Origin of the sequence: Pseudacidobacterium ailaaui (assembly GCF_000688455.1) — a bacterium.
Classification (GTDB): domain Bacteria; phylum Acidobacteriota; class Terriglobia; order Terriglobales; family Acidobacteriaceae; genus Pseudacidobacterium; species Pseudacidobacterium ailaaui.
Genome location: NZ_JIAL01000001.1, coordinates 24,284 through 49,957 on the forward strand (window position 1 = coordinate 24,284; position 25,674 = coordinate 49,957).

26 protein-coding genes and 1 tRNA gene are annotated in these 25,674 nt (G+C 58.6%); 20 read left to right on the forward strand and 7 right to left on the reverse strand.

The window, feature by feature from the left end:
- Positions 1–15 precede the first annotated feature (15 nt).
- The 6 genes from N655_RS0100110 to N655_RS0100135 all read left to right on the forward strand — a co-directional run bounded on the left by N655_RS0100110 (position 16) and on the right by N655_RS0100135 (position 5,495).
- Complete coding sequence (locus N655_RS0100110) at positions 16–810, forward strand: hypothetical protein (protein WP_155987436.1); 795 nt, start codon at positions 16–18, stop codon at positions 808–810.
- A gap of 15 nt (positions 811–825) precedes the next feature.
- Positions 826–1,353, forward strand: coding sequence for a hypothetical protein (locus N655_RS0100115; RefSeq protein ID WP_044933700.1), 528 nt, complete (start codon positions 826–828; stop codon positions 1,351–1,353).
- 208 nt (positions 1,354–1,561) lie between these two features.
- Positions 1,562–2,419 carry an NAD(+)/NADH kinase gene (locus N655_RS0100120; RefSeq protein ID WP_026441365.1) on the forward strand — a complete coding sequence of 286 codons (858 nt, stop codon included), beginning with the start codon at positions 1,562–1,564 and terminating at the stop codon, positions 2,417–2,419.
- Between the two features lie 47 nt (positions 2,420–2,466).
- Positions 2,467–3,528, forward strand: a complete 1,062-nt coding sequence (locus tag N655_RS0100125; RefSeq protein WP_238324403.1) for an L-threonylcarbamoyladenylate synthase — start codon at positions 2,467–2,469, stop codon at positions 3,526–3,528.
- 10 nt (positions 3,529–3,538) lie between these two features.
- Positions 3,539–4,474, forward strand: a complete 936-nt coding sequence (gene ftcD / locus N655_RS0100130; protein WP_026441367.1) for a glutamate formimidoyltransferase — start codon at positions 3,539–3,541, stop codon at positions 4,472–4,474.
- Between the two features lie 67 nt (positions 4,475–4,541).
- Entirely contained in the window at positions 4,542–5,495 is a 954-nt protein-coding gene (locus tag N655_RS0100135) for a hypothetical protein (RefSeq protein ID WP_026441368.1), read from the forward strand.
- Between the two features lie 434 nt (positions 5,496–5,929).
- Here N655_RS0100135 and N655_RS0100145 read toward each other — a convergent pair whose 3' ends face one another.
- Genes N655_RS0100145 through N655_RS16450 form a run of 3 tightly spaced genes read right to left on the reverse strand, consistent with a single transcriptional unit; the run spans position 5,930 to position 7,685 of the window.
- Positions 5,930–6,634 carry a cytochrome c biogenesis protein gene (locus N655_RS0100145; protein ID WP_026441369.1) on the reverse strand — a complete coding sequence of 235 codons (705 nt, stop codon included), beginning with the start codon at positions 6,632–6,634 and terminating at the stop codon, positions 5,930–5,932.
- Between the two features lie 29 nt (positions 6,635–6,663).
- Positions 6,664–7,113, reverse strand: a complete 450-nt coding sequence (gene tsaA / locus N655_RS0100150; RefSeq protein WP_026441370.1) for a tRNA (N6-threonylcarbamoyladenosine(37)-N6)-methyltransferase TrmO — start codon at positions 7,111–7,113, stop codon at positions 6,664–6,666.
- A 14-nt stretch (positions 7,114–7,127) separates the two neighbouring features.
- Positions 7,128–7,685 carry a carboxymuconolactone decarboxylase family protein gene (locus N655_RS16450; protein WP_044933703.1) on the reverse strand — a complete coding sequence of 186 codons (558 nt, stop codon included), beginning with the start codon at positions 7,683–7,685 and terminating at the stop codon, positions 7,128–7,130.
- 162 nt (positions 7,686–7,847) lie between these two features.
- Between N655_RS16450 and N655_RS0100160 the strand changes: the two genes are divergently transcribed.
- Positions 7,848–7,922, forward strand: a tRNA-Asn gene (locus N655_RS0100160).
- A gap of 6 nt (positions 7,923–7,928) precedes the next feature.
- Here N655_RS0100160 and N655_RS0100165 read toward each other — a convergent pair.
- Together N655_RS0100165 and N655_RS0100170 are read right to left on the reverse strand one after the other, a co-directional pair.
- On the reverse strand, positions 7,929–9,293 hold the full coding sequence (locus tag N655_RS0100165; RefSeq protein WP_162173456.1) for a tyrosine-type recombinase/integrase: 1,365 nt from the start codon (positions 9,291–9,293) through the stop codon (positions 7,929–7,931).
- Positions 9,294–9,321: 28 nt separating this feature from the next.
- The gene (locus N655_RS0100170; RefSeq protein WP_026441372.1) at positions 9,322–9,672 is read right to left on the reverse strand and encodes a helix-turn-helix domain-containing protein; all 351 of its coding nucleotides are present in this window, start codon (positions 9,670–9,672) and stop codon (positions 9,322–9,324) included.
- A gap of 353 nt (positions 9,673–10,025) precedes the next feature.
- On the opposite strand from N655_RS0100170, the gene N655_RS16455 reads away from it, so the two are divergent.
- Positions 10,026–10,928, forward strand: coding sequence for a LysR family transcriptional regulator (locus N655_RS16455; protein ID WP_049961148.1), 903 nt, complete (start codon positions 10,026–10,028; stop codon positions 10,926–10,928).
- Between the two features lie 70 nt (positions 10,929–10,998).
- Here N655_RS16455 and N655_RS16460 read toward each other — a convergent pair whose 3' ends face one another.
- Positions 10,999–14,418: a TonB-dependent receptor gene (locus tag N655_RS16460; protein ID WP_155987437.1), complete on the reverse strand. Its 3,420-nt coding sequence runs from the start codon at positions 14,416–14,418 to the stop codon at positions 10,999–11,001.
- 481 nt (positions 14,419–14,899) lie between these two features.
- On the opposite strand from N655_RS16460, the gene N655_RS0100185 reads away from it, so the two are divergent.
- From N655_RS0100185 to N655_RS0100225, 8 genes are all read left to right on the forward strand, one after another.
- The gene (locus N655_RS0100185; protein WP_026441373.1) at positions 14,900–15,223 is read left to right on the forward strand and encodes a TrbC/VirB2 family protein; all 324 of its coding nucleotides are present in this window, start codon (positions 14,900–14,902) and stop codon (positions 15,221–15,223) included.
- 58 nt (positions 15,224–15,281) lie between these two features.
- The gene (locus N655_RS0100190; RefSeq protein ID WP_026441374.1) at positions 15,282–15,623 is read left to right on the forward strand and encodes a VirB3 family type IV secretion system protein; all 342 of its coding nucleotides are present in this window, start codon (positions 15,282–15,284) and stop codon (positions 15,621–15,623) included.
- Positions 15,623–18,127: a VirB4 family type IV secretion system protein gene (locus N655_RS0100195; protein WP_026441375.1), complete on the forward strand. Its 2,505-nt coding sequence runs from the start codon at positions 15,623–15,625 to the stop codon at positions 18,125–18,127. The genes N655_RS0100190 and N655_RS0100195 overlap by 1 nt, the downstream gene beginning before the upstream one ends.
- Entirely contained in the window at positions 18,124–18,888 is a 765-nt protein-coding gene (locus tag N655_RS0100200; RefSeq protein WP_026441376.1) for a TrbG/VirB9 family P-type conjugative transfer protein, read from the forward strand. Before N655_RS0100195 ends, N655_RS0100200 begins: the two co-directional genes overlap by 4 nt.
- A 12-nt stretch (positions 18,889–18,900) precedes the next feature.
- Complete coding sequence (locus tag N655_RS19560) at positions 18,901–20,250, forward strand: TraB/TrbI/VirB10 family type IV secretion system protein (RefSeq protein WP_049961150.1); 1,350 nt, start codon at positions 18,901–18,903, stop codon at positions 20,248–20,250.
- A 275-nt stretch (positions 20,251–20,525) separates the two neighbouring features.
- Positions 20,526–21,335, forward strand: coding sequence for a hypothetical protein (locus N655_RS0100215; protein WP_026441378.1), 810 nt, complete (start codon positions 20,526–20,528; stop codon positions 21,333–21,335).
- 18 nt (positions 21,336–21,353) lie between these two features.
- Complete coding sequence (locus N655_RS0100220) at positions 21,354–22,208, forward strand: type IV secretion system protein (RefSeq protein WP_026441379.1); 855 nt, start codon at positions 21,354–21,356, stop codon at positions 22,206–22,208.
- A gap of 19 nt (positions 22,209–22,227) precedes the next feature.
- The gene (locus N655_RS0100225) at positions 22,228–22,911 is read left to right on the forward strand and encodes a VirB8/TrbF family protein (RefSeq protein WP_026441380.1); all 684 of its coding nucleotides are present in this window, start codon (positions 22,228–22,230) and stop codon (positions 22,909–22,911) included.
- A 211-nt stretch (positions 22,912–23,122) separates the two neighbouring features.
- Here the strand turns inward: N655_RS0100225 and N655_RS20415 are convergent, their stop codons facing one another.
- A complete protein-coding gene (locus N655_RS20415) occupies positions 23,123–23,299 on the reverse strand; it encodes a hypothetical protein (protein WP_155987438.1) in 177 nt (58 codons plus the stop codon).
- A 120-nt stretch (positions 23,300–23,419) separates the two neighbouring features.
- On the opposite strand from N655_RS20415, the gene N655_RS0100235 reads away from it, so the two are divergent.
- The 4 genes from N655_RS0100235 to N655_RS0100250 all read left to right on the forward strand — a co-directional run bounded on the left by N655_RS0100235 (position 23,420) and on the right by N655_RS0100250 (position 25,533).
- A complete protein-coding gene (locus N655_RS0100235) occupies positions 23,420–23,809 on the forward strand; it encodes a single-stranded DNA-binding protein (protein ID WP_026441381.1) in 390 nt (129 codons plus the stop codon).
- Positions 23,810–23,874: 65 nt separating this feature from the next.
- A complete protein-coding gene (locus tag N655_RS16470; RefSeq protein WP_044933704.1) occupies positions 23,875–24,858 on the forward strand; it encodes a TadA family conjugal transfer-associated ATPase in 984 nt (327 codons plus the stop codon).
- Positions 24,852–25,211, forward strand: a complete 360-nt coding sequence (locus tag N655_RS0100245) for a hypothetical protein (RefSeq protein WP_026441382.1) — start codon at positions 24,852–24,854, stop codon at positions 25,209–25,211. The genes N655_RS16470 and N655_RS0100245 overlap by 7 nt, the downstream gene beginning before the upstream one ends.
- Complete coding sequence (locus tag N655_RS0100250; protein ID WP_026441383.1) at positions 25,198–25,533, forward strand: hypothetical protein; 336 nt, start codon at positions 25,198–25,200, stop codon at positions 25,531–25,533. Before N655_RS0100245 ends, N655_RS0100250 begins: the two co-directional genes overlap by 14 nt.
- Positions 25,534–25,674 lie beyond the last annotated feature (141 nt).

Consider the following 25,674-nt stretch of genomic DNA (forward strand, 5'->3'; position numbering starts at 1 on the left):
TGAATTTCAAATGCAATGTACTATTGCATTTGCATGGGTCTCTCTCCCGTAGCGAGGATCCTATGGGCGACTGGTTTTATTGGACAGGTCGCTCTTCTGCTTGTTTTGTGTTTAAAAAACCGATGGAGGATTTTTAGATTCTTCACGGCTTGGGTAATTTTCCAAGTCATTCAGAATATTTGTGGTTTTTATTTTCTCTATACTCCTTCCAGCTACATTTCATACAAAAATTTTTATTGGAGTTCTGAAATCATAGATTTATTTCTCCAAGTGTGCGTAATCCTTGAGATGGCGCGCATTGTACTTAGGCCTACCGGTACTTGGGTGCGAGATGCCCTTAGGTCATTTTTGACTATTGGCATAGCAGGTATTCTCATTGCCGGCCTTCTTTCCTACTTGGCAAAACCCCACGGTGCAGTCTTCCCGGATGCATGGATTGAGCGAGGCAGTCTTTTTTCTGCCATGCTGTCCCTGGAACTTTTCATTGCCATGGCAGCCAGCTCAACAAATTTAGGCCTTGTCTGGCGCAACCATGTTATGGGCCTCGCCACCGGTTGGTCTGTCTGGGCCATTGTGGACTTTTTCGTTGAGGGGGCCTACAGCTACCTCGGGCCTCACTGGCATGGAATTGTTTTAGATCAAATAAGGATTGTGATCAGTCAGGCTACCATCATCTACTGGGCAATTATTTTCTGGCTTCCGGAGCCAAAAGAGCGTACACTTTCCCCAGAAATGCAGAAGTACCTCATTTCTCTCCATCATGATGTACAATTGAGTGCACGAAGGGCCAGTAGTCTAAATCATCATTGAACTGAGCTGACACACATGTGGATTCTTGCCTTCTTCGGATTAGGGGTGGCCTGTGCGGCCTGGGTCCTTTATATTCAGACCCGCGCCCACAAGCTCCGGTCTACGGACTGGGACACCCTGGTCTCCTCCATCCAGCCCATGCATTTGCGCGGGCTCCAGCTTGTGGCGCTGGACCATCTGGAACCAGACCGCAACCAACTGAAACTTGAACCTGCTGAGATCTGGGGCCTGCTCGGTGGCACCGAAGGTCTCCGCCGCATGGAACACAATGCCGACCTCATCATTGCTCTGGCAGCTTATGTGCGCCGCTGGAACTTTGAAGAGTCCATCATCGTCGCCGAGCGTATCCGCCAGGACGCTGTCCAGTTGAAGCGCGCTCTGCGCCGCATCCGCTGGGCCTCGCTGCTCCATCGCAGCCAGTTGCGGATCCCCTTTTACCTGCATCAGGCAGCCGCTTCCTACTACCTGATGACTCGCCGCCTGCTCAACCTCTACCAGGCGAATCAGTACCTGCTGTACCCAAAACTCGCAGAGGCGCTGTAAGTTTTTATCCAGATTGATCCAGATTTGCACGGCCGCGCCAGGGTTTCTCCCTGGCGCTTTGCGTTTGGAATACAATCTGTCCGATTCGAAAAACAATCGTTCCCCTACTTCTGAGAACGCCTCTTTCGCTCCTGCAAGAGCAACCCTTTTACCCCCAAAGAGCACACAACTCCTGCTCTGATCGCTTCTGCGAGTACACTGGACTTTCATGCGACGCATCGCCATCATCTCAAAGCCACAAAAAGAAGAGCTGGCCACGCTGCTGCCCGAACTGGTGCTCTGGCTCCGTTCACGAGGGTTTACCCCTGTGCTTGACCCCGTAAGCGGAAACTATGCCCTGGAAAAGAACACCGTACCGCGGGCCGAGCTACCACGGGAGTCTCCCGAGCTGGTGATTGTACTGGGTGGCGACGGTACCCTGCTGGCCGCGGCCCGTGTCTTTGCCAAGACCAGCGTTCCCATTCTGAGCGTCAATCTGGGCTCGCTCGGCTTCCTGACCGAGGTCCGTCTCAGCGAGCTTTATTCCACCCTTCAGGGCTGGTGCGAAAACTGCTGCGCCATTGACACTCGGGTGCTCTTGCACAGTGAACTCTGGCGCGAAGGGCAGAAGCTGGCCGAACATGAAGCGCTAAACGACGTCGTTGTGGCCAAGGGCGCCATTGCACGCATGGTGAATTTCACCATCCGGCTGGACGGTCAACTGGTTGCGGCCTTCCGCGCCGATGGTGTCATTGTCTCCACTCCCACCGGCTCCACGGCATACTCCCTTGCTGCTAATGGACCGATTGTTGTGCCCAATGTAGACGCTCTCGTGGTCACCCCCGTCTGTCCGCATCTGCTCACCTTGCGTCCTCTTGTCGTTCGCGGAGACACCAATCTCAGTGTCTGTGTAGAAGGTGTTCCCGATCAGACCTATCTCACGGTCGATGGGCAGGAAGCCGTGCCCCTGCGTCTGGGGGATGAATTGCGCTGTCGTCGTTCTGAACACCATGTGCGCTTAGTGCGCATGGGATCTACGGGTTTCTTTGATGTCCTGCGCTCCAAGCTGAAATGGGGCGAGCGGTAGAGGGAAACCACCCAAGAATGTCTTCTGCGAGGTTGTACGCTGAAAAGGTGAAAACTCTACGCTTGACAGTTCCCCCCTCTGGCCTGGATTCCGGTCCGGCACTGGAGGCCGTTCAACGTGCTGCGGCCATCCTGCGCGCGGGCGGTACCGTTGCATTTCCTACGGAAACCGTCTATGGCCTGGGCGCCAATGCACTCGATGACCAGGCTGTGGCAAAAATTTTCGCCGCCAAGCAGCGGCCTTCCTGGGACCCGCTGATTGTGCATGTTTCTGATACAGAGATGCTGCAGCGTGTCGCCGCCGAGGTCCCACCCGCGGCCCAACGGTTGGCGGAACGCTTCTGGCCGGGTCCATTGACGCTGCTGCTCAGAAAAAAGGATCTGGTGCCGGATGCTGTCACCGCAGGCCGCCCAAAAGTCGGTGTGCGAATGCCTCAACACCCGGTAGCGCGCGCCCTGGTTCGCGCCGCGGCAGTGCCCATTGCGGCACCCAGCGCCAATCGCTTCGGACGCACCAGTCCGACCTGTGCAGCGCATGTGCTGGAAGACCTGGATGGGCGCATCGACGCCATCCTCGATGCAGGGGAAACCTGGCATGGCCTGGAATCTACCGTGCTCGATGCCTGCGAAACTCCCTGTGTACTTTACCGTCCCGGAATCATTTCCCTGGACCAGATCCGCGCCGCCGGCGTTGAGGCCATCGCTTTCCAAGAGCCGGCAAAACTTCATGAGGTGCCGCCGGAATCCCTTCCTTCCCCGGGTGTCGGACTGCGTCACTACGCTCCCAGAGCCACCTTGGTCCTGATCGAGGGGCAAGGAGAAACGCAGGCCCTGGCCTTGGAGCAGGCCCTGAGACAGGCAACAGCAGAGGGCCGCAAGGCCGGACTGATGCTACCCGACGACTTTGCGCCGCACATGGCCACTCTGGAAGCAGTGGTTTTCGCCTGGGGCTGCTGGCAGCGGCCAGAAGAACTGGCACGCCGTCTCTTCGCCGGGCTGCGCTTTCTCGACCATGCAGGGGCTGAAGTCATTCTCTGCCCCGTTCCTGCGGCAGAAGGAATCGGCATCGCCATACGGGACCGGCTGCGCAAAGCCGCATCGGGCAAATAAACTGAATACGATGAGTGAGCAAGCCATGAGCGATGCACTGATGGAATGTGTGCCGAATTTCTCGGAAGGACGCGACCTGCGCAAGGTCACTTCCATCATTTCATCCATGCATATCGAGGGGGTCCAGCTGCTGGACTGGTCCATGGATGAAGACCATAACCGCTCTGTGGTTACCATTGCCGGACCTCCCGCCGCTGTGATCGAGGCCGCCGTTCGCGCCGCCGGGCGTGCGGCTGAGCTGATTGATCTGACGGCGCAGGCAGGCGTGCATCCTCGCATGGGCGCCGCCGACGTTATTCCCTTTGTGCCCATCCGCAATCTTTCCCTCGAACAGTGCGCCCTGCTGGCCCGCCAGGCAGGTGCGGAGATCTGGAAACGGCACCATGTGCCGGTCTATTTTTACGAGGCAGCAGCCGCAAGGCCAGACCGCGCCCTTCTGGAAGATGTGCGCCGCGGGCAATTTGAGGGGCTGCGCGAAGCAGTGCGGAAAGACGTTTCCCGCCGCCCCGATGTCGGCGGCCCCGACCTCCATCCCACCGCCGGGGCATCCGCTGTAGGTGCCCGCCGCTATTTGATTGCCTACAACATCTATCTGGACACTGACCACGTAGCCACCGCCCGGGCCATTGCCAAAGAGGTCCGCGCCTCAAGCGGGGGCCTGTCCGGAGTCAAGGCCATGGGGGTCCTGGCCCATGGTCTGGCACAAATCTCCATGAATATCACAGACTTCCGGCAGACCTCCGTGGCCGATGCCTATGCCGCAGTCAAGCGACTGGCAGCCAGATATCGCACCCGCCCCGTGCGTGGCGAGCTGATCGGGCTTCTTCCCGAGGGGGCTTTTGAGCCAGAAAGCGAGTGGGTGCGTCAATTAGATGGGTTTCATCCTGAAGAGAAGATCCTGGAACGTCGCTTGCAGAACCCCTTGCAGTGGCCTTCGCAGGTCTAAAATAAAAGTTAGAGTTGGGCAATTGCTCTTCGGAAAGAACGGAGCAACTGTTCGCGGAGGTAGAGATTTGAAGCGTTTGTTCAGGGCAGTGCTGGTGGCCGCTCTTGGGACCATGTCCGGACTGCCGGTCCTGGCCGCACAACTGGGCGAAGATGCCCGCGCCGCCATCCCCAAAGACGTCCAGCAACTGATCGTCGTAGATTATCGCGCCATGCAGAATTCCGATGCGGCGATGAACCTCAAAGCGCGCATCCTTCCCCCCGAATTAAAAGACCTGGAACGTGCGCTCAATCAGTCAGGACTGAATGACAATCACGACATTGATGAGCTTGCCTTCGCGGCCTTCCGCACCAGCCCCAGCGTCGATTACACACGCATCATCGGTGTCGCCCAGGGACAGTTTTCCTTGCCAGACATCCTTGCCAGCTTTCGCAAGAAGAAGGTCAAACCGACCCGGGTTCGCGACAATTCTCTTTACCCCATGGGTGGCAGCGGTATGCTGGTTTGCTTCCTGAACCCGACAACCATGGTTTTTGGCTCCAGTGATTCCATCAAGTATGCCCTTGACGCCCGCGATGGGCTCTCTCCCAGCCTGCTCTCCAATGACGCAATGATGCAGCAGATGTCTGCCGTAGACAGCGAGCCAATCTGGAGCATTCTGGACCAAAAAGGTACCCAGATGATGATGCGTGGCGTCCTTGGAGATGCCTCCCAGCTGGCTGACTACGACACGGTCAAGAAGCGCCTCCTCGGTTCGCGGTACACCATGAACTTTAATAACGGCGTAAAGTTTGGCCTCGATGTCATCACACCAGACACCATTACGGCTGCAACACTCTCTTCCCTGCTCAACGCTGCCGCTTTGTATAAAAAAATGTCTGGGACCGCCGTGGAAAAGGCCGCCATCGATAGTACGAAGATTGATTCCAACTCCGGCGTCCTGCAGGTACGCTTTGCCACTTCAGACAGCCAGTTCGAATCGCTGCTGCAATCGCCACTCTTCCAGTCCGTAGTCCATTAGGGCGTAGAAAAACACAGGCCGGGGCAGTTTAAGGCATGCCCCGGTCCCGCTCTTTCTGATTGCTTTCCCTCGAAGGAAAAATCCCAAGATCGTAAAAAAAATCGTCAAAATCTTGATATCGGTGCCGGGAATTTCACCCTTTTTTGAAAGAATAGAAAGTGGGGTTTAGAAAAGTTTCCCTGGTGGGTCCCCTGCCCTCATTTTCCCATAAGTGGCTTTAGTTTCAAGAATTTACCAAGGTCTACTCTTTCAAATCACCGATTTTCAAGAATTTGCGTTACCGCACAAGACGGAACTATGTTTCTTTTCAAGAATTTACGATTTTTTACTGTCTCGTCCTGACTTCCACTTCCAAGCAACAAAGGCCAAATAGCCAAGCTGGATGAGCCAGGTGAATGCGTAAGCCAGGACCAGATGGCGATGAAACATAGGATTCACGAAACCACCTCCAGGGCGTGCAGTGCTTCTTGTTCTTCCTTGAGTTGGTCTCGATAAGCCACCGCATAACGAAAAGCAACCAGCAGCATTCCCCAGGCAAGCCATGCAGCCAGGTTCCACCAAACAGCAGGCATCATACTGGGGTCAATGCCCGAGTTGGGACCTCCGCCAAAAACCGGGGCCGGGTGCTGGGTCCTCCACCACCGTGTGGACATATAGACGATAGGAACGTCCACATATCCGAAGATGGCCATGATGGCTGCCAGCGTGCGCATCTGCGGGCCAGCAGCGAACCGACGCAACAGAAGGTAGGAAACGTAGATGAGATAAAGCACGAGGGTAGAGGTCAGGCGCTCGTCCCATGTCCACCAGATGCCCCAGACAGGACGTGCCCACAGAGGACCGGTAATCAGCACGACAGAGCAAAAGACCACGCCCACTTCAGCATTGGCGAGCGCAAAAGCATCGGCCTTGAGAGCGCGAGCAGGATGGTTGTTGCGCGAAGCCAAATAGACAATCGATGCGATGAAGCTCATGAAGAAAAACAAAAACGTCATCATCGCAGAGGGAAAGTGATAAAAGAAAATGCGAAAGATGTCGCCCTGGTCCTTGTCAGCAGGAACGACAAACATGGCAACGCGAAAGGCCTGAGCAAGCATGCCCAGCGTGACCACTGCCCAAAGCCATCGAAGCAGCTTCATTTCGGATCCTTGGTTTCAGTCTACCGCCATCAAGGCGCCCTGCGCGCTTCGGCTTCAGCCAGCCATCCGCGGCGCAGTTTTTCTGCTGGAATACTGGACATATACGGCTTGATATCCAGAATCGGTGTACCATCCAGCATATCGATGCCGCGCACGATCAGGTCTGCATTCTCCCGGCGCAGCAGCTCCACGACAGTAAGGCCAATCGGATTCGGACGGCGCGGCGAGCGCGTAGCGAAAACGCCATGCGGGCGCTCCTCAAAGGGCGAGGAGCCCAACAGGTCATAATCGTGGGAACGATCGAACTCCCAAATAACAAACAAGTGAGAGAAGCCCTCGATGTCAGTCAAGCCCAGCTCAAAATCGCGGAGGATCCTGAGCACCCCTTCGGCATCGTGCCGAGTGTTGAGTCCTTTGGGAATCTCTGAGGTATTTTTATAGGGACTGCTCACATACCCTATGGGTCTGGGAGTAAACATCGCGTCAAGACTCCTTACTCGGCCCCTTCCCCAGGTCTTGTGGGTTCAATCTGCAGTGCGTTATTGAACCGATTGAAATAATTGAAAAGGCCGATTGCACACATGAGCTCAACGATTTCGCCTTCGTCAAAGTGTGAGCGCAGATCATCGAAAAGCTCGTCGGAGAGATGATTGGAATCCAGTGTCATCTGCTCGGCCAGGCGTAAGGCTGCCTTTTCTGCCGAGGTAAAATCGCTGCGGTCTTCAAATTCTGCAAGGTGGTCTAACTGCTCTCGGGACCATCCCAGTTTTTGCGCAATCTGTGTATGTGAGCCGAGACAATATTCGCATTCGTTCAACTGCGATGTCCGTACGATGACCAGTTCCTTAAGTTTGAGCGGTACAGTCCCCGTTTGCAGAACGGCCTCAAAGTGGGCAATCATCGTCTCAAAAATTTGCGGACGGTGCGCCATGGTTCGGAACATATTCGGTACATTGCCGCGGGTGCGCATGTAGCGGTCATAGATGACGGCAACAGAATCCGGGACCTCTTTGCGGCTTTTGCGTGAGATACGTGGCGCGGTCTTCAACATGGATAGGAGTTCTCCTGAACAGATAAGACTAACGAATTGTAGTGAGACATGTCATATGCCGAACCAGAACGTCGACTTCGGTGACGCGGAAAGAATTTTGACGCGCACGGATTGATTTGATATAAAAACTTCAGGCAGGAACACCTGCCTCTCCGCAGACACTCCTCAGTAGCTCAATGGCAGAGCATTCGGCTGTTAACCGAAGGGTTGTAGGTTCGAGTCCTACCTGAGGAGCCAATTAAATCAAGCACTTACAAGCACCCTTCCTTCAGAGCTTGGTCCAAGTTGGGACAGTTGCTCAGCACCCCTTGAACTGCCGTCCCTCCGCGAAGATCCTTCTGTCCCTTCTTTCATTTCATTACCATTCGGCAAAAGCGCCGGTTTCCACGCCGACAGGATCTCCTTGGTCCGCGCGTTCATCGCGTCCAAAACGCTGGCCTCGATGGACTGCATGTACACATCGCCGGTCGTTTTGATGCTCGCGTGGCGTAAGGCCCCTTGAGCGTCTTTGAGCGTGCCGTAGTGCTGCAGATCCGTTCCCATCGTCCGCCGCATCACCTGGAAGGTGACGAGGTGATCCGGGATGCCCAGCCTGCGTGCGATCGGGCGAATCCGGCAGCGCAGGAAGTTCTTGCCCAGGTGCGGCACCGTCTGGCCCTTCCGTCTTCCGCGCCCGAAGGTCGAAAACATCAACGCCTCCGGCGAGGGATCAGGACATGCCCGCCGCCACGCCTCGATGACCGGACGCACCGCCTCCGGCACGCCGATGGGAGCCTGGCTGGCGCGCGTCTTGAAGCGGCCAGGATAAAACTCCCCCTCGAAGACGGTTCCGTACGGAACCAGCGTCGTTCCCGTCCAGGACTTCCACTGCAAGCCCAGCACCTCGCTCGAACGAGGACCGCAGAAGATGCCGATGCACATCAGACACAGATCGTGCAGGTCTTGAATGCTGGCGACGAGCGCGAGAATCTGCTCCTGCGTCATCAGCGGCTTTTCGACCGGCTTGGTCTGCGGCATCGTCACGTCTTCTCCAATATCCTCGGCCAGGAACTTCTGCTTCTTGGCCATATGCAAAATCGAGCGCATGTTGGTGTAGCAGTGGTGAACGACCGAATGCGAGAACTTCGCAGCCAGGTTGTTCAGCCAGACCTGAATCTCGAAGGTCCCCATCTTTTCCAGCGGTACCCGGCCAAATTGCCCGATGAGATAATGATGAATCTCATAGGTATTGATCTTCCGGTACGCAGGACTCCATGAGCCTTGCCGCATCGGAAGATACCGTTCCTCGACAAACCAGCGGAAGGTAACGGACTCGGTTGCGACGGCGCTGGAGTCTTTTGCTGGAACTCCGGTCTCCTTGAGAATGAGCGCGTGCAACATCTGCTCGGCTTTCCACTTCGGCGTGTTGGCCTTCGGGCAGAGCGGAACGTTGCGCCGCTTGCCGACCTCCTTTCCCTCTTCATTGCGCAGATACGTGGTGTACCTGCCGTACCACATCTTCACCTTCCGCCCTCGCAGGTAGACGGTGCCTTTCTGATACTTCATTGCCATGGCTGTTCTCCTTGTAGCCTGGCGTCGAACCCTGATCGTGGAGAACAATTCCTTCATACACCATGCGGGTTCCCGCGGGAAGCGGCTATGTGCCAAGTTCCTGCATGAAGAGATCGACATCGGCGCGGCGGTAGCGCATCATCATGCCGAGTTTCACACCACGGATCTTTGGCGAGCGGCGCGTGGTATGGTCCCGCACCCAGCGCTCAGAGACGCCGAGCCTTTCAGCGACCTGCCGCGCATTCAGTAGCCGATCTTCGTCACGCTCGGAAAGGTCGCGCGCTGGAATCGCCTCATCCTTGAGCGTCGTTTGCTGAACGGAAGAAACGTCCCCAGTGGAGAACTCCATCAGATTGGGCGGCAGGGGAAATCTGCAAGGTGGGAGTTTTTCCTGCTGCTCGCAGTGCGAACGGTTGCCGGTAGTGGCTATGGTCATGGCGCACCTCAGGGGGAATTGTGTGCATCTTGCTCATGCAGGACACCGGCAGCGGGGGCTGACCTTTGCCGCCGACGGCCAGCGTTTTCCCCAGCCTGCGGCGAAGACGCCATTCTGTCCAATACGTTTTATTGATCGGGTGATCGCTGGCAGTTATCACCTCAGTTGGAGTCAACCGCTAAATCCGATACGAACATTACGCAAGTAACCCACAAAACGTACACCTGTGGAAAAACAGTGTTTTAATAAGTAACCAAGGAATTTTGCCGTACCTCAAGAATTCGAAAGCCCCAGAGTAGTTCATGCGTTTTTTGTTTCTGGCTCTCTCACTCTAATCCCCGGGAGTGGGCACAATGAACGACTGGGTTGAATTCAGACATTTCAAGTATCTGCTGGCGATTGTGGAGCACAAGGGCTTTCGCGCAGCCGCTGAATCCCTGCACACAGCTCAGCCAAACCTCAGCGCTCAGGCCAGGCACTTTCAGGAAATCGCTGGCGTGCATCTGTTTCGGCGATCCAGTGACGGCCGCATTCAGATCACAGATACAGGCGTCGCTTTTGAAGCAATCGCGCGCAATGTGCTGCAAGCGCGCGATGAAGCTCTTGCCGCGCTTGTCGCCATCGAGAGAGGTGAGATTCACTCACTTCGCCTCGGCTGTGGTCTTTGCGTAAGCCCGGAGCTATTTCATCTGGCCTGCGAGGCACACAAGAAACTGATTCCTGGTTGCCAAATTTGGCCGGTACACAACGATTCCGTGCGCCTTGTGCAGGAAGTCATTTCCGGCGACATCGATGCCGCGCTTGTCACCTTGCCCGTGAGCGATGACCGTCTTCAGATCGAGGAGATCTGGCGCAACCGGTTAATGGTCTGCCTCCGCGCCAACCACCCGCTCGCTGCGCTTCCGGCATTGCAGCCGGAGCATTTGCAGGAGAATCTTTCTGTGCTGATCGATCCGCAACGGCATCCTGACGCCCATGCGGTGCTGCTGAAATTCCTGGAAGCGGCCGGTGTACACTTGCGCGAATATTCGCGAGTCTCCCACCCGCATGAACTGCAAGAACTGGTCAAAGAGGGGTATGGCTTCGCCCTTGTCTGCGAAGGCACTGTGCACGATGCGGAACTGACGACACGGCCGGTCGCCGGAATGGACTGGGCACTGCGAACCGCATTCGCCTACAACAAGCAGAGCCATCCCAAGACGATTCCCGTGCTCCTGCGGTGCCTGAAGAAGCAACTAGGAGTCTTTCGAGCATAGATTATGACGGAGCCTATCGCGTGGGCGACGGATGAGCAGCAGCTTCGGTCATTGTGCACCGGTCGATTGCTCAAAACCGTATCCGCGCGGCGATCTGCATCAGCCGCGGCGGCATGGCGCTGACTGCCTGCCCAAAGGTTCCGCTCGAGATGTTACCCTCAACCGAAGCCGGCCCGAAAAACTGCGCGTGGTTGAGGACGTTAAACGCCTCGGCGCGCAACTCAAGGCTGCGATCATCGCCCAGAAAAAACCTGCGCGCCAGCGTCGCGTCGAGATCTTCCATGCCTGGACCGGAGAAAAAACGCCGCCGCGCATTGCCCATCGTGCCCAGCGCGGGCAGGCCGAACTGACTGGCGTCGAAGACGGGAACTCCGCCACGAGGATTGGTGTGGATGTGAAGGGATTGGCCGCTCCAGTTCGGCGTATCGACGCCGTTGTCGTTGATGCCGTTGGGAATCGTGCCCAGCAGAGAGGTGTCGTTGTTGTTGAGCAGCGTAATCGGCAGGCCGGTGGTCAAGCGTGCGATGCCGGCAAACTCCACTCCATGCAGCGGATTCTTCGCCGAGCGCACGGGAAAAAGGTAGTCAAACGAGGCCACGAAGTTATGCCGCATGTCAAAGGCAGAGAGTCCGCGGCTCAGCGAGGGATTGACCGGGTTGACCGGTTCAGGCAACCCCGCCGATTGATCGATCGACTTTGCGTAGGTGTAGCTGGCCAGCAGATCGAAGCCATGCGTGCGATGGTTGAGCGTGGCGTCGAGGGCGTTATAACTGGAGTTGGCGATGGTCCGCTGCAACTCGACGCTGCCAAAGCTGGGACCGAAGACGGTGCGGGCCAACTGCTCATTGAACGGCCCGCAGGCGGAACCGAGGCTGAGGCAGAGGGCTGGATTGGCGGGATTGGCCTCCTCAAGCACGAGCAGATGATGCGCCGATGCGCCGGTGTAGCTAAGGGTGACAAGCGTAGCCGCACCCAGTTGCCGCTCGAAGCTGGTCATCCAGTGCTGCGCGTAAGGCGTCACGTCGTTCGGCGCAACGGCAGGAATGCCGACCAGCGGTTCGAACTGGCTCCAATCGACGCTCGCATTCGGATGAGCGCGGCTGGCTCCGAAGGGCACGCGCTGCAAAGGGAAGGGCTGGACAACGCTTGCGTTCGTCGCCGCCACGGTGAAAGGCTCGGCAAACAGCGGCGGTGCGGCTGAGGTATACGTGTAGCCATACGGCGGATTGGCGCTCATGATGCCCGCCGAGAGCCCTTCGTAAGCGGTGTAATAAAGTCCGTAGCCAAGGCGAAGGCTGGTGCTGCCTGCGTTGCCAAGAAGTTTGTCCAGAAGGTTGCTGCCCGCAGCGCCGGCGGGAGAATACGCAATGCCGATGCGCGGCGAGAAGTTGTCGCGTGGCGGCGCCAGCGAGCGGGGAATGCCCGGATCGCCCGGAAAGACCAGACCCCGTGGCGCTCCGGGAAAGACCTGCGACTGCTCACCAGCCACCAGCGTTTGCAGTTGGTTGTACTTCTCAAGCCAGGGCCGGATGCGATCCCAGCGCACTCCGTAGTTAACGATCAGATGGTCGGTTGCTCGCCAGCTATCCTGCGCGAAGGCCGCCATGTACAGATTGCGGTTATAGAAGCTGCCGGCCTGGCCCTGCGTATAGCTCGAAGCTACGCCCAGCAGGAAATCGGCGAAATCCACACCCGTCTCCGTTCCGTTGAAGGCGAAGCTGCCGTTGAAGATGACGTCGGGATGAGTGTTGATCTGATCGATCTGCATCTCGCCGCCAAACTTCAGTCCGTGACGACCGACGATGCGCGAGAATTTGTCCATCGCTTCGTAGATGTTTTCAACCTGCACGAGAGCCGTGGTGTCCACACCGAGGGTGTAGTCATTGAAGGCGATATTTTCCACGCCTTCTGTCGAAGGCTGGAGCGGAACGATGCCGCTGAAGCCCTGTGCGGCAAGCGACGGGCCGACGCCGCCGCGCGGCTGGCCCACGGAGTTCGCATTACGCATGAAGCTCAGTTGCGCCTCGTTGAGCATTGAGGCGCCGAAGGTCGCCGTGTGCTGAACGGTAAAAAGCTGCGCCAGCCCATTCGAGGTCGCGTCGAAGCCCGGCACGCTGGCTCCGCCCGTTCCCGTGGGATACGGATTGTCGAGCGAGTAACTGTCGAGAAAATAGTAGCCCGTCAGCGTTCCGTGGCCGTGGCTCCAGTCGGCGCGCAAGCTGCCCTTGTTGTCCTCAAGTGTCTCGGCAGCGCTCGCCGTCTCAAAGACCGCCGAGCCCGCATTCGGCGGCGGAATCGCGGCCAGCAAGGCTTTTGCCGGAGTCGACCAGATGGATTGCGGAATCCGACCGGTGGGAAAGACCTGCGCATACGGCTCGCCGGGCGTGACCGTCTCGCCCAGCAAGGACGAAAGATGCGCCGCCCAGGCGCTGCCGTTCACGCTGCCGGTGAGCGGCGCCTGGCTGAAGTCGCCGCGCCGTTCGGCTGCCGATGGCACGGAGATATCCCCCGTGTCGATCCCCTCGGTCAGCCGCGTGCCCTGGTAGTCGCCAAAGAGGGCCAGGTTTTTGTGAAACGGCGTGCCGCCCAGCGTCGCGCCAAACTGATTCTGCCGGTAGGCCGCGCGGAGCGAGGAAAAATAATTGCGCGCATCCAGATCCGTATTGCGCAGGAAATCAAAGGCGTCGCCATGCCACTGCGGGGTTCCGGATTTGGTGGTCACCATCACCTCGCCGCCGCTGGAGTTGCCGTACTCGGCGTCAAAGTTCGAGGTCAGCACGCGAAAACTTGCGATCGAATCGAGGTCGGGCATGATCGACGTCCCCATGTTCACGTCCTCTTCGGCATCGGCCCCGTTGACGCGAAAACCATTCGAGTCTTCCCGCTGGCCACTGATGGAGAGCGTGCCCGGATTGGCGTTGCCGGAGGGCGGCGTCGACGCCACGCCGGTCATAATCACCGCGCCCGGTTGCGCGGTGTTCACCGGCACAATTCCCGGCTCGACGGCCATCAAATCGGTAAAGTTGCGTCCGTTCAGCGGAACGGCCTCCATCTTCTTCGATTCGAGCGTCTCGCCGAGTTGTGTGCTGGTGGTCTCCGCCGTCAGAGCATCGGCCGTCACCTCAACCGTCTCCGCGCCGCCGCCAGCCACCAGCGTCACATCCAGATGGGCTTGGGGGGCGGCATCGCTGACGGCCGTCTCACCGCGATACGCCGCAAATCGGGCGGCCTTCACCGCGACATGGTAGACGCCGGCCAAAGGAACCGCGAGCTGGAAGCTGCCCTGCGCGTCGGTTGTCCCGATCAACGGAGCTGCGGTGCTGTCCGGTTGCAGCGTAACCTCCGCGCCGGGAATCCGGCCGCCGGTTGTGTCATGAACGACGCCGGCAACGGTATATCGGGGCCTCTGTGCCTGCATTTTTGTCATGCCAAGGAAGAAGAAAAGAAAAAGTACAAGGAAAATATGGCCTTTCAAATGAACAACCTCCAAGAACACAATTTGCTTCGATTGCTGACGAGGAATGTCAAAGCCAGCGTCAATATACGACTCAATTAGTCCTATATTGGTGCGCAGAATCCCCTTCCTCCGCTGTCCAACACTTCTTCTCGCGTTGCTTCCTGAAATTAGGACTAATTAAGTCGGATATAGATTACGACAAATTCAGTCCTATTTTCAAGCCTCGGCTCTGCTGGGTTTCTGAGGAAATCTGACTGTGTCATTACGCGAGGCCAAATCTGACCAACGATATTCTCAATGTCTTCAAACCAACGTCTTCGAATGGGGTTCCTTCCAATTTTGCGGCGCAACCTATTTTGGTGCTTGAGTGACCAGGCATATTGCTCATACAGAAATAAATAGGGCGGAGTGATAGCTGGCAGCTATCGCCCGATCAATAAAACGTATTAGACAGCGCAGCGGGATCGTCCTACGGTTCGGCATATCGCGGCCCATCGGGCCGCTGGAGGTGCCGATGAACGTGCTGCCCAATCCCAATGCCCGGCGCCAGTCGTTGCGCCGGCTGCTCACCCGCCTCAGCCTCACCACTGTGCTGATTGTCTTTCCCGCTCTGGCCGTCGCGCAGAGCGGCTCACCCTTTGATAGCGGCCTCACCTCGCTGCAAAACCTCTTCACCGGAACCATCGCCAGGGTTGCCAGCCTGATCGCCATCGTGATCGGCGGCTACCAGTTTGCACACGGAGAGCCGGGCGCGAAGAAGACGCTGGCCGGCGTGGCGGCCGGAACGGGTATCGCCGTGATGGCCGTCAATGTCCTCAACTGGCTGTGGGGCATCTGACCGCCGCGCCCGAAGCCGCAACCGCAAACACACAACCGTTCGAGTGTGAGGGGCAACGATGCAGACACACACCTATAGCCGGCCAACCATCGGCGCAGCGAGCGACGGGTCATCGCCGCCGAGGCGCAGAAACCGGGTCTACAAGAGCCTGCACAAGCCCCTCACTTACCTTGGTGTCGAGCGAACGCTGTTTTACTTCGTCTGCGTCGGCGCGGTGGGCGCGTTCAACCTCTTCAACAGCCTGCTTGCCGGAGCAGCGGTCTTCGTCGGGGGCTTTGCCTTCGGCCATTGGGTGACGGGGAGCGATCCGGCGTTTCTGCAGATTCTCGCGAAGTCCGAACGCTACAAGAGCCGCTACGACGCGGCGAAACAAGGCACGTCCCGCGTGGAGGTCATCTGATGCTGCGTCTCGATAAGGTCATCAAGCCGTGGAAGGAGGCCGCCGCGCTTTCGGACCACATCAACCTGTACGGCTTCTGGAACGAGACGGCGTTTCTGACCAAGAGCGGCGACCTGGGGATGGTCCTGAGCGTGACCGGCGTCGATTATGAGAGTCTCGACTACGCCGGACAGGAATATGCCGTGAAGCGCCTCGAAGCCGCCCTCAAAGCATTCGGGCCGGGCTTCCACGTCTATCAATATCTCTTCAAATCGAACCGGCCGGAGATTCCCTTTGCCGACTACGACAGCCCTGTTGTCGAGGAAGCCGTGGACTACCGGCGACGGTTTTTCGCGGCCAAGGCCGACAGCCTCTACCAGATTGAAATCTTCTACTGCGTCGTGCTTGAAGGAGCGCGATCGAAGACCGGCATCCGTGCCGCGCTAGCGCAGATGTTCCGTGATCCCGGCGGAGCCGTGAATGAGCTGAAGGCCCAGTTCACAAGCAATCACATGAAGACGCTGCTGCGCGCGCAGATCAAGCGCGATCTTGCGCGGCTCGAAAGCCATGTGCAGGGATTCATCCGGCAGCTTGGCGACTTCGTGCATATCGATGTGCTCGACCAGCAAGGCCAGTTCCGGTTCTTCCGGCGTCTCGTCAACTACGACGACTGGCGGATTGCGGGCGCGCCGAAGCATACGCAGTTTCTCGATTACCAGGTGGTCAACTCCGACATCGAGGCCGAGCGGGACCATCTGCGCGTGGGCGACCACTTCGTGCGGATTCTGACGATGAAGGAAGCTATCGGCGAGACACGGCCGCTTGTGCTCGATGCGCTGCTCAAGATTCCAGCCAACTTTTACGCGGTCACAGAGTGGACGCCGTTGAGCATTGAGAAGGCGCGCAAGGAAGTCAACAAGCGCCGCCGACACTTCAACATCTCGAAGACAGGCTTTGTCTCGCAACTCGGCAACGATGCGGCGCAGACCAATCCGCGCGATGTGTTGGTGGACGAATCGAAGCAGGCCGACATCGAGAATCTGGGTAATTGCTTGCGTGAGCTGGGCGAGGGCCAGTCGCTCGGCGAGTTTTCGCTGACCATCGTACTCTATGGCCGCGACCGGCAGGCGCTCGATGAGCGCGTCGGCGCGTTCGCCGGCGTCTTTACCAACGCCGACGGCAGCCTGTTCGTTGAAACCTACAACCAGCTCAACGCCTACTTCGCTACCGTGCCCGGCGGCTACGCATTCAACCTGCGGCGAATGCTTCTCTTAAATACAAACTACGCAGACCTGTCGTTCCTGTTCACGATCCTGCCCGGCGAGAAGGTCAACAGCTATCTCAACGCCGAGTACCTCGCCGTGCTGGAGACGGACAACGCCACACCCTACTATCTGAATCTCCATTGCGGCGAGGTGGCGCACACGCTGATTCTTGGCATGACCGGTTCGGGCAAATCGTACTTCTGCAACTTCCTTTTGCAGAATGCGCAGAAGTATAAGCCATTAACTTTCATCTTCGACATCGGCGGCAGCTTCGAGTCGCTGACGACGATCTTCGGCGGTTCGTATCTCAATGTCGGCCAGGAGACGCGCGACTTCACTATCAATCCCTTCTCACTGGCGCAGACCAAGGAGAACATGCAGTTCCTCTTCAGCTTCTTCCGCGTACTGATCGAAGGCAATAATCAGCGGTACCGGCTCGACTTCAAGGAAGAGATCAAGCTGTGGGATGCGATCGAGCGCATCTACATGCTCGAAGCCGGGCAGCGGACGGTCTCGAACTTCTCGAATATCATTGGCGAACTGAAAGACCGGCTACATCGCTGGACCCGCGCCGGGCAGTACGGGTTTCTCTTCGACAACGCCGAGGACACACTCTCGTTCAGCGAGTTCCAGACCTTCAACTTCGCCGGCTGGGGCGATGCGCCGGAGGTGCTGGAGCCGCTGCTCTTTTATGTCCTCCATCGGGCATCGAACGAGATCTGCGATCCGGCGCGGCTGGCCACCTTCAAGATCTTCCTGCTCGACGAGGCGTGGCTGTTCATCAAGAACGAGACCATCCGCAACTACGTGGTGCAGGCGCAGAAGACATGGCGCAAGCACCGCGCCGCAATGATCCTGGCCACGCAGTCGATCAAGGAGTTACAGGAATCGGGAATGCTGCATATCGTCTCCGAGAGCTGCCCAACCAAGATCCTTCTCGCCAACCCGGAGATGGACCGCTCGGTCTACGCCGAGGCGTTCCACTTGAACAACACGGAACTTGACCTGATTGCCGGTCTCGTTCCACCGGGGCAGATGCTCATCCGCAAGGCGCAATCGTCGAAGAAGGTCCATCTGAACGTCGATTCTGTCACGCACTGGATGGCGACCAACAACGCCAAGGACAATCTGCGCAAGCGCGAATACTTCGCGCGCTACGGCATCGCCGAGGGCCTGCGCCGGCTCGCCGAAGAGTTTCCGTTTCAGCCACGCACCATCACCACCACCACCTCTACCGCTATGAAAGGAGCCGCAGCATGAATGGCAAGCTGATCTTCATCGCCGGGCTGGCCCTGGCGCTCATCCCCCTTGGCGCGTCCGCGCAGGATGCGTCGGCGCGCACCGTCGAGTACCACTCGCAGGACATCGTTCCCATCCACGCCAAGTTGAAGTACACGACGCTGATCGAGCTGCCGGCAACCGAGAAGATCATGGAGGCCGCCACCGGCGACAAGGACTTCTGGGTCGTCGATGTCGTCGGCAACTTCTGCTTCGTGCATCCGGCCAAGGCTGGCATCAGCTCGAACCTGAACTTGATCACCGACAAGGGCAACATCTATTCGTTCACCCTGCAGGACGTTTCCGGCTCGACGGAGACGCCGGACCTGAAGGTGATCGTTGTGCCCGCAGACCGTTCCTCCATCGTCGCGTCCGCCGGCCCGCCGCAGTTCGTCCCGGCTGCGCAGCTTGAGCAGTCGCAACAGGCACTTGCCGCCGTGCAGTCGCACATTACTGAACTCAACGACGAGTTCAAGAGCGCCTATCCGCTTTCGCTCAAGTTCGATTACTCGTTCCACGCGAACGAAGCGCCCTTCGACATCCAGGCCATCTACCACGACGACAAGTTCACCTACATCAAGACCGACGCGCAGGAAAAGTTCTCGGTCTACGAGATGAAGGACGGCAAGCCAAACCTGATCACCTATCAGCTCAACAATGGCACCTACATCATCCCCAAGGTGATGGACTCAGGCTACGTCGAGCTGGGCAAGAAGAAGATGGAGTTTTTGCGCAAGGGGTAGTGGAGGTGAGAGATGCCGGAACCGATTGTGAATGCATCGAGTGCTTTGCCGGTTGAGCCTGGGTTGCACCGTTCCGCTCAGGAGCCCAATGGAGTGCTCCAGAAGAACCTGAAGCCGCTGCTCTACCTGGGCGCGGCATTGCTGGTCATCGTGGCGGCTGTCTTCAGCAGCACGGGCACGAAGACGACCGCGAAGAAGAGCGCGACGCCGAGTCAACCGCCGCAGCCGGTGCTTCAGGACGCCACCGACAACAACGTGCAGGACCTGAAGAACCAGGTTGCCGCCGCGCAGCAGCAGGCGGCGCAACAGAAGGCGGCAGCCGATCCGGCGCTGGCCAACGCGACGCTGGCGCAGCAGGCCGCCGCGGCCAATTACGGCCCGAACGGGCAACCGCTCCCTTGCTCGCCGGGTCAGCCGTGCGCGCAGCAGACAGGTTCTATGCCGCCGCAGTTAACTCCGTCGCAACAGGAGGAACAGCAGCTCGCGGCAAAGGACAAAGAACTTGCCTACGCTTCTCGGTTTGCGTCTAACATTGTTTACAGAAACGCGCAGGATGAAACGCCTCGCCAACCTAACTCTGCTGCCTTGGCGGAGAGCGAGAGCGCACCTGGCGCGCAGGGGAACGCTGGTTTCTCTTCTTCGGCGCAGAATCGCGCTGCGAGTAGTCTGGTAGCCGCTCGACCGGCAGGCGATCCGCCGAGTTCTTCTTCTACACAATCGACCGCCCAGCATAGGGCGGAAGTCAACATCGACGCGGCCACGGGACAGCCTTACGTGATCTACGAGGGGACGACCTTGGATACCGTTCTGATGAATCGGCTGGATGGAGACGCCGCAGGGCCGGTGAAGGTGCTCGTGTCGAATCCTCTCTACTCGCATGACCGGCAGCACGTACTCATCCCGGACGGCACGATTGTCTTGGGCGAGGCGCGCAAGATCGGCGCGTCCGGCATCGGCCAGCAGCGCCGTTTGGCTGTCGTCTTCCACCGCATGATCATGCCCGACGGCTACAGCGTGGACCTCGATCAGTTCCACGGCCTCAACCAGATTGGCGAAGAGGGATTGAAGGACAAGGTCAACAATCACTATTTCCAGATCTTCGGCACCTCGATTGCGTTGGGCGTCATTGCCGGGGCGGGCGAGGTTGAGCAGGGCGGCGGAATGATCACGACCAGTGGTTCCCAGGCCTTCACGACCGGCGCGGCGTCGAGCATCTCGCAGTCGGCGACAACGGTGCTGGACCAGTTTCTGCAGATTCCGCCGACGATCACCATCCGCGAAGGCCACCGCGTCAAGGTCTATTTCACGCAGGACATGCTCCTGCCCGCTTACGACAACCACAGCATCCCACAGACCTTTTGAAGGAGAGTTGCATGTATTGCACGATTCGATTCACTGCTCTTTCGGCCGTTCTGATTCTGGCTCTTGCCGGGTGCAAGAGCCACCAGGCAAAGGTCGATGCGCTCCAGAAACAATACGACCAAGCAGAGGCTCAATTCAGAAAAGACTGCAACGCGGAATATCTCCAGGTTCCACCAACACTGAGCCCCAAGTGTGCTGACGAGGATAAGCAGGCCAAGGAAGCGTGGAACCGTCTTCAGGCGGAACGCGCCAAAGACTAAACACGGAGGAACAACATGAAGTTATCACTCACGCTCGCACTCGTTGCGGCGGCAGGATTCGTGTCGCCCGCACACGCACAATTCGGCTCCGGGATCGTCTTCGATCCCACGCAATCCGCGCACGCGATTCAGCAGATTGCGCAGGCGAGCCAGCTCTACACAACTACGGTGCAGACTACGCAGAACGTTATCGCGGCCTACAACCTTGCGCGGCAGATGGCAAGTCTGCCCGAGACGCTCTACACAGGGTACAGCACACTCGGGCAGCAACAGTGGTCCGCAATCATTCAACCGGCCAACACCTACGGCAACTCGTCCGAGTGGATGAATGCGGTCGCCACGGGCTATGGAGCCGCAGCGGCAACACAATCGGCCAGCATCAGCACAGCGGACCGTATCGCTGGGTACAGCGCGCTCAGCCCACAAGGCCAGCAGGCGATTGCGGCACAGGGCGCAACAGTCGATCTGGCCAATGCAGTCAACGCAACAAGCCTGGAGACCATCGGAGCCATTCGTTCCGCCTCCGCGCAACGGGAGGCGGACATCGCCCGGCTGGAAGCGGACAGCCACTCGACGGACCCATCGCAGCAGACCGAAATGGCAACCTTGCAGCGGATCAATCAGGCTCTTCTCATCGAGTTGCGTTCACAGCAGGAAACCAACCAGCTCTTGCAGGCCCAGGCGCTCCAGCAGCTCATCGCTCAGAAGACGCAACAGGACAACCTGAAGGCGCTCTTCGTGGCCGGCAACAACTACCAACAGAGCTTCAACGCAGTCACCCCACAGCAGACCAGTTCCGGTACACAGTGGGCCTTCCACTACTGACGGGAAGGAGCGGCGGCAATGGACTTTCTCATCCTCATCAAGAACGGCTGTGACAACCTGACGGCGACCGCCGCTCCATCCGTCGATGCGCTCGGGCTTCGCATGGTCATTGCGCTCGCCACGATCATGCTGGTCTGGTTTGGCGTACAGGAGTCGCTCGCTTCGGCGCAGGGCGGCCCAGGCTTCAACGTCGGCAAGTTCCTGAGCTTCTTCCTGCTCATCACCTTTGCGTACAGCTTCGTGAAATTCTACGACGGCTCGATTCCCGGTATCGGCTACTCGTTGAAAGGATTCGTCAGCGGGGGAACAAGCAGTTTGGTTGACTACATCGGCAGCGACTCGACGCAGGAGGTGCAGAATACAATCCGCACGGCCCTGAGTCAGGTCGGGGGTCTGTCTCCATCCTTCACCGAACCGTACACGCTGCTCTGCACCTACACCGTGCAGATTGTACTCAGTATTCTGACGGCATTGATCGGCGTCATCATTGCCTACGGAGCGATCGGAGCGACGGTCATCGGCCTACTCGGCCCGGTGTTCATCCCCTGGATGGTCTTCGACAAGACGGACTTCCTTTTCTGGGGTTGGCTCCGGGCCTTCATCGCTTTCGAGTTCTACAAGGTCGTGGCCGCGGCGACCATGAGTGTGATGAGCCACTTGCTGATCACCTATCTGACCAGTGGCGCAATGACTATCGATGCACCACAACGTCTTATTACGCTCATGCCCGGTCTGCTCATTCTCTGTATCGTTGCCGGCTTCGTTCTGCTCAAGATCCCCACCATGACGGCAACGCTCTTCTCCGGCCACACGGGCGGCCACGGCATCGGCATGGGTGGATTGATTACCGCGGCAATCATCCGGGCCATTTAGGCCCAGTGGAGGAAATTCCATGACAACTCAAACATCAACCCCTCCCGACATCACCCGCGCCGCCGAGCGGTACCTCGAACAGTACGGCGATCCGCTCGTGATGAACACCTACCTCAAGGTCACGATCCTGGTCCTTGCAGGCATCGTGGTCCTGCTCGGCGCGATCGTCTATCGCGGCCAGATGGCGCTGGCGAGTGTTCATCCGTTGATCGTGCGCATCAACGACGTGGGCCGCGCCGAAGCCATCGATTATCGCAACTTCCAGTACCGTCCCCAGGAGGCCGAGAACAAATACTATCTGACCCGCTGGGCGGAGCTTTACTTCAGCCGCAACCGCTTCACCATCGAGCGCGACCAGACCGACGCTCTTTACTTCCTCAACGGCGACGTGCAGCGGGCGGTCATCGATCAGGAACGCAAGGACGGCATCATCGCCAAATATCAGGGCGATAGCTCGCTCCCATTTGTCGATGTCGAGGTGAAGAATGTCATTCTCGACGACCTCCGCCAGTCACCCTATTCGGCGCGCATCGAGTTCGAGAAGATTTACTCGAATCCCACGGATCACAGCGAACTCAAGCGGGAGCAATGGACCGCCAGCGTCACCTACGTCTTCCGCGAGCAGGTGAAGAACAAGGAACTGGCCGTCAATCCTCTGGGATTGACCATCGTCCGCTTCCGAGCCGACCAGGCGTTCGAGTAGATCGAGCCACAGCCCAAACACTAGGCTTCCCATGTCCACACGCGGCCACAAATCGCGGCAGATACGCCCTTCGTTTCTTCGCAGACGGCACAACGCCTCATCGTGCGCGATGAAGCGGTATCGCCCATCGCCCAACCGAGTCCTTGTCCGGGTGGCATCGAGGAAATTTCGTCGGCTGCGGCGGGCCGCTGGCCTGCCGGGAAACCGCGGGTCAATGCTGCCCATGAAGCGTTCGCTCCATCGTTTCTCCCCTTGCTTGTCCGGTCACACGCTTCCGTGCATTTTCGGCGCCCGGCGGCACTGCGCCGCTCTGCTTTCCGGACTCCTCTCCCAGAACGAGTCTGGGCCCCTGCTCCAGAATGCGCGGCTTGGCTCCGGCGATTTGCACGCGATCTTCGATCGGAACCGTTCATGCGCGCAAAACGCCTCTTGGGAGCCGAGCACGTTGCTTGGGTTTCGCCAGAGAGTGACCCGGCCAAGCCGGGAATTCAACTCAAGGAGACTCACCATGTATCAGAATCGCATCTCGCTCATCGGATTCCTCGGCCAGGACGCCAGCACCTACACCGCCAACAATGCCAGCTTCACCGTTCTCTCGCTTGCCACCAAAAGCTCGTACAAGGACAAGAAGTCGGGCGAGTACAAGGGCCATACCGAGTGGCATCGCTGCATCGTCTGGGGCAAGTTGGCCGAGTACGCGAAGACGCTCACAAAGGGCGCGCATCTGGCCATCGACGGCGAACTGCGCAGCCGCGAGCGCGTGGACAAGAAGACCGGCGTCAAGAGCCGGGTTTGGGAGGTGCGCGTGGCTTCGATCCTGAAGCTCGACCGCGCCGAAAAGGCCGCCCCGGAAGAGACCGCGGACGATGAGATCAACCCCGAGGAAGAGGCTGCGTAAGCCTCTTCCTCACTCCCACACGGAAGCCCGGCGACACCGGGCTTCCATTGGCGCGAGGCCCCGCGATGAGTTTCGATCTGATCCTTCCGTTTATGCGCCCCATCGAACCGCTGCTGCTCGACGACGGCATCAGCGAAATCATGGGTAATCCCGACGGCTCATGGTGGTACGAGCGCGACGGGATCATCCACCGGGAAACGACGGTGTCCTTCGACGCCGGCAAGCTGCGCACCGGCCTCGAAGTGATCGCCAACAACATCGGCAAAAAGCTCGACGATGACAACCCGCTGCTCCATGCGCAGCTTCCCGATGGCAGCCGCCTGGCCGCAGTCATTCCGCCCGTTGTGCGGCCTGCTCCGGCGCTCGTAGTCCGCAAGTTCACCAGCCGACAGTTTACGGTCGATGACCTCATCGCTCGCGGTTCGCTGACGCGGCAGCTTGCAGAGTTCCTTGAAGAACAGATTCGGACCGGGAAGACGCTGTTGATCAGCGGCGGAACAGGTTCGGGAAAGACGACTCTGCTGCGCATTCTGGCCAACGCCATCCCGGATACGGAGCGCATCGTCGTCATCGAAGATACTTCCGAGCTTGGCATTCAGAAGCCGAACATTCTGGCGACTGAATGCCAGACCGATACCTTCAAGAGCAGCGTCACCTTCGACGACCTCTTGAAGTCCGCTCTCCGCTGGCGGCCCGACCGGATCATTCTGGGCGAAGTCCGCGGAGTCGAGGCGCGCACACTGCTCGACTCCCTCAATACGGGCCACTCCGGCTCGCTCGCTACGATCCACGCTAACTCGGCCACAAAGGCGCTTCGCCGCTTTGCGAATCTCGTCCTTCGTTCCCATGCGCAAGCCGCTTTCTCCGACATCGAAGCCGAGATTGGCGAGTCTGTCGATTTCGTTGTCCATGTGGATCGCGAGCCAGGGCGTCGCGTGATCCGTGAAGTACTCGCATTGACCGGCTATGACCGGCCTTCTCAACGCTTCCAGATGGAGTACGTCTACCGGGCCGGCGAGGGGCCCGCAACGGAGACAATCCCATGCTGAAGACCATGCGCCCATTCACCTGTTCCGGCGAAGAATTCAGCCGGGTTCTCGCCGCCCTTCGGGCCGGCATTGACCCGGCTAAATTGACCCGCGAACTCGCGGCTCAATACCCCAGCGGCGCCGGCTTCGCGGGCCGCCTTGTGTACATCGCATCGGCTCGCCTCTGGCTCGACGATGGTGTCCCGCTTGCGGACGTTCTCACCATGCTCGAACTCCGCCATCGCTTCGAGCTTTCGCCTGCCGATGCCCGTGCCTATGCCGTCGAGATTCTCTGGGCGGCACAGCACCCGGTTGATGCCGTCCACGCTCAACCAATTCCAACCGAGAAGGAGACCCGCTATGCCGTTGCTTGAGATCGTTCAGACCCACCATGTAACCGCCATGATTCGCCTTGACGAGACCACCGCCGGGCAGATCGACCAGTACGCCGCCTTTCTCCCCGCTCCCGCCGACGATGTGGTGGACAAGGCGCTCGCCTACGTCTTCTCGAAGGACCGCGACTTTCAGGATTACTTGCGAACCCCTGAAGCCGCCCGCGCTCCGCGCAGCCTTCGCATTCGCCGCTACGGCCGAGACAGCGATGCCGCCGAACCTGCCAATGGCGCTGTGAAGCTCGCTAAAGCTGCGGAGACCGGCCATGATTCGCGCCCATGCAGCAGGGATGGAGCGGCCTGATGCCCGTTCGGTGCTCCGCACCGGGTTGATTTCGACACTCCACCCCTGAAAGGGAACTGCCTAGATACTTTGGTATCTCGACAGATACCACTGAAAATTCAAGGCGATTGCGAAACACGGTATCTGCCAAGATACCGGCGA

Bases quoted from the DNA above. Each gene is read 5' to 3' on its own strand.
- N655_RS0100235 (WP_026441381.1), top strand. From the start codon at position 23,420: ATGTATCAGAATCGCATCTCGCTCATCGGATTCCTCGGCCAGGACGCC.
- N655_RS0100200 (WP_026441376.1), top strand. From the start codon at position 18,124: ATGAATGGCAAGCTGATCTTCATCGCCGGGCTGGCCCTGGCGCTCATC.
- N655_RS0100195 (WP_026441375.1), top strand. From the start codon at position 15,623: ATGCTGCGTCTCGATAAGGTCATCAAGCCGTGGAAGGAGGCCGCCGCG.
- N655_RS0100245 (WP_026441382.1), top strand. From the start codon at position 24,852: ATGCTGAAGACCATGCGCCCATTCACCTGTTCCGGCGAAGAATTCAGC.
- N655_RS16455 (WP_049961148.1), top strand. From the start codon at position 10,026: ATGAACGACTGGGTTGAATTCAGACATTTCAAGTATCTGCTGGCGATT.
- N655_RS0100145 (WP_026441369.1), bottom strand. From the start codon at position 6,634: ATGAAGCTGCTTCGATGGCTTTGGGCAGTGGTCACGCTGGGCATGCTT.
- N655_RS0100115 (WP_044933700.1), top strand. From the start codon at position 826: ATGTGGATTCTTGCCTTCTTCGGATTAGGGGTGGCCTGTGCGGCCTGG.
- N655_RS0100215 (WP_026441378.1), top strand. From the start codon at position 20,526: ATGAAGTTATCACTCACGCTCGCACTCGTTGCGGCGGCAGGATTCGTG.
- N655_RS16470 (WP_044933704.1), top strand. From the start codon at position 23,875: ATGAGTTTCGATCTGATCCTTCCGTTTATGCGCCCCATCGAACCGCTG.
- N655_RS0100120 (WP_026441365.1), top strand. From the start codon at position 1,562: ATGCGACGCATCGCCATCATCTCAAAGCCACAAAAAGAAGAGCTGGCC.
- N655_RS0100185 (WP_026441373.1), top strand. From the start codon at position 14,900: ATGAACGTGCTGCCCAATCCCAATGCCCGGCGCCAGTCGTTGCGCCGG.
- N655_RS19560 (WP_049961150.1), top strand. From the start codon at position 18,901: ATGCCGGAACCGATTGTGAATGCATCGAGTGCTTTGCCGGTTGAGCCT.
- N655_RS0100225 (WP_026441380.1), top strand. From the start codon at position 22,228: ATGACAACTCAAACATCAACCCCTCCCGACATCACCCGCGCCGCCGAG.
- ftcD (WP_026441367.1), top strand. From the start codon at position 3,539: ATGAGTGAGCAAGCCATGAGCGATGCACTGATGGAATGTGTGCCGAAT.
- N655_RS0100110 (WP_155987436.1), top strand. From the start codon at position 16: ATGTACTATTGCATTTGCATGGGTCTCTCTCCCGTAGCGAGGATCCTA.
- N655_RS16450 (WP_044933703.1), bottom strand. From the start codon at position 7,685: ATGTTGAAGACCGCGCCACGTATCTCACGCAAAAGCCGCAAAGAGGTC.
- N655_RS0100190 (WP_026441374.1), top strand. From the start codon at position 15,282: ATGCAGACACACACCTATAGCCGGCCAACCATCGGCGCAGCGAGCGAC.
- N655_RS0100250 (WP_026441383.1), top strand. From the start codon at position 25,198: ATGCCGTTGCTTGAGATCGTTCAGACCCACCATGTAACCGCCATGATT.
- N655_RS0100170 (WP_026441372.1), bottom strand. From the start codon at position 9,672: ATGACCATAGCCACTACCGGCAACCGTTCGCACTGCGAGCAGCAGGAA.
- N655_RS0100165 (WP_162173456.1), bottom strand. From the start codon at position 9,293: ATGAAGGAATTGTTCTCCACGATCAGGGTTCGACGCCAGGCTACAAGG.
- N655_RS0100220 (WP_026441379.1), top strand. From the start codon at position 21,354: ATGGACTTTCTCATCCTCATCAAGAACGGCTGTGACAACCTGACGGCG.
- tsaA (WP_026441370.1), bottom strand. From the start codon at position 7,113: ATGTTTACTCCCAGACCCATAGGGTATGTGAGCAGTCCCTATAAAAAT.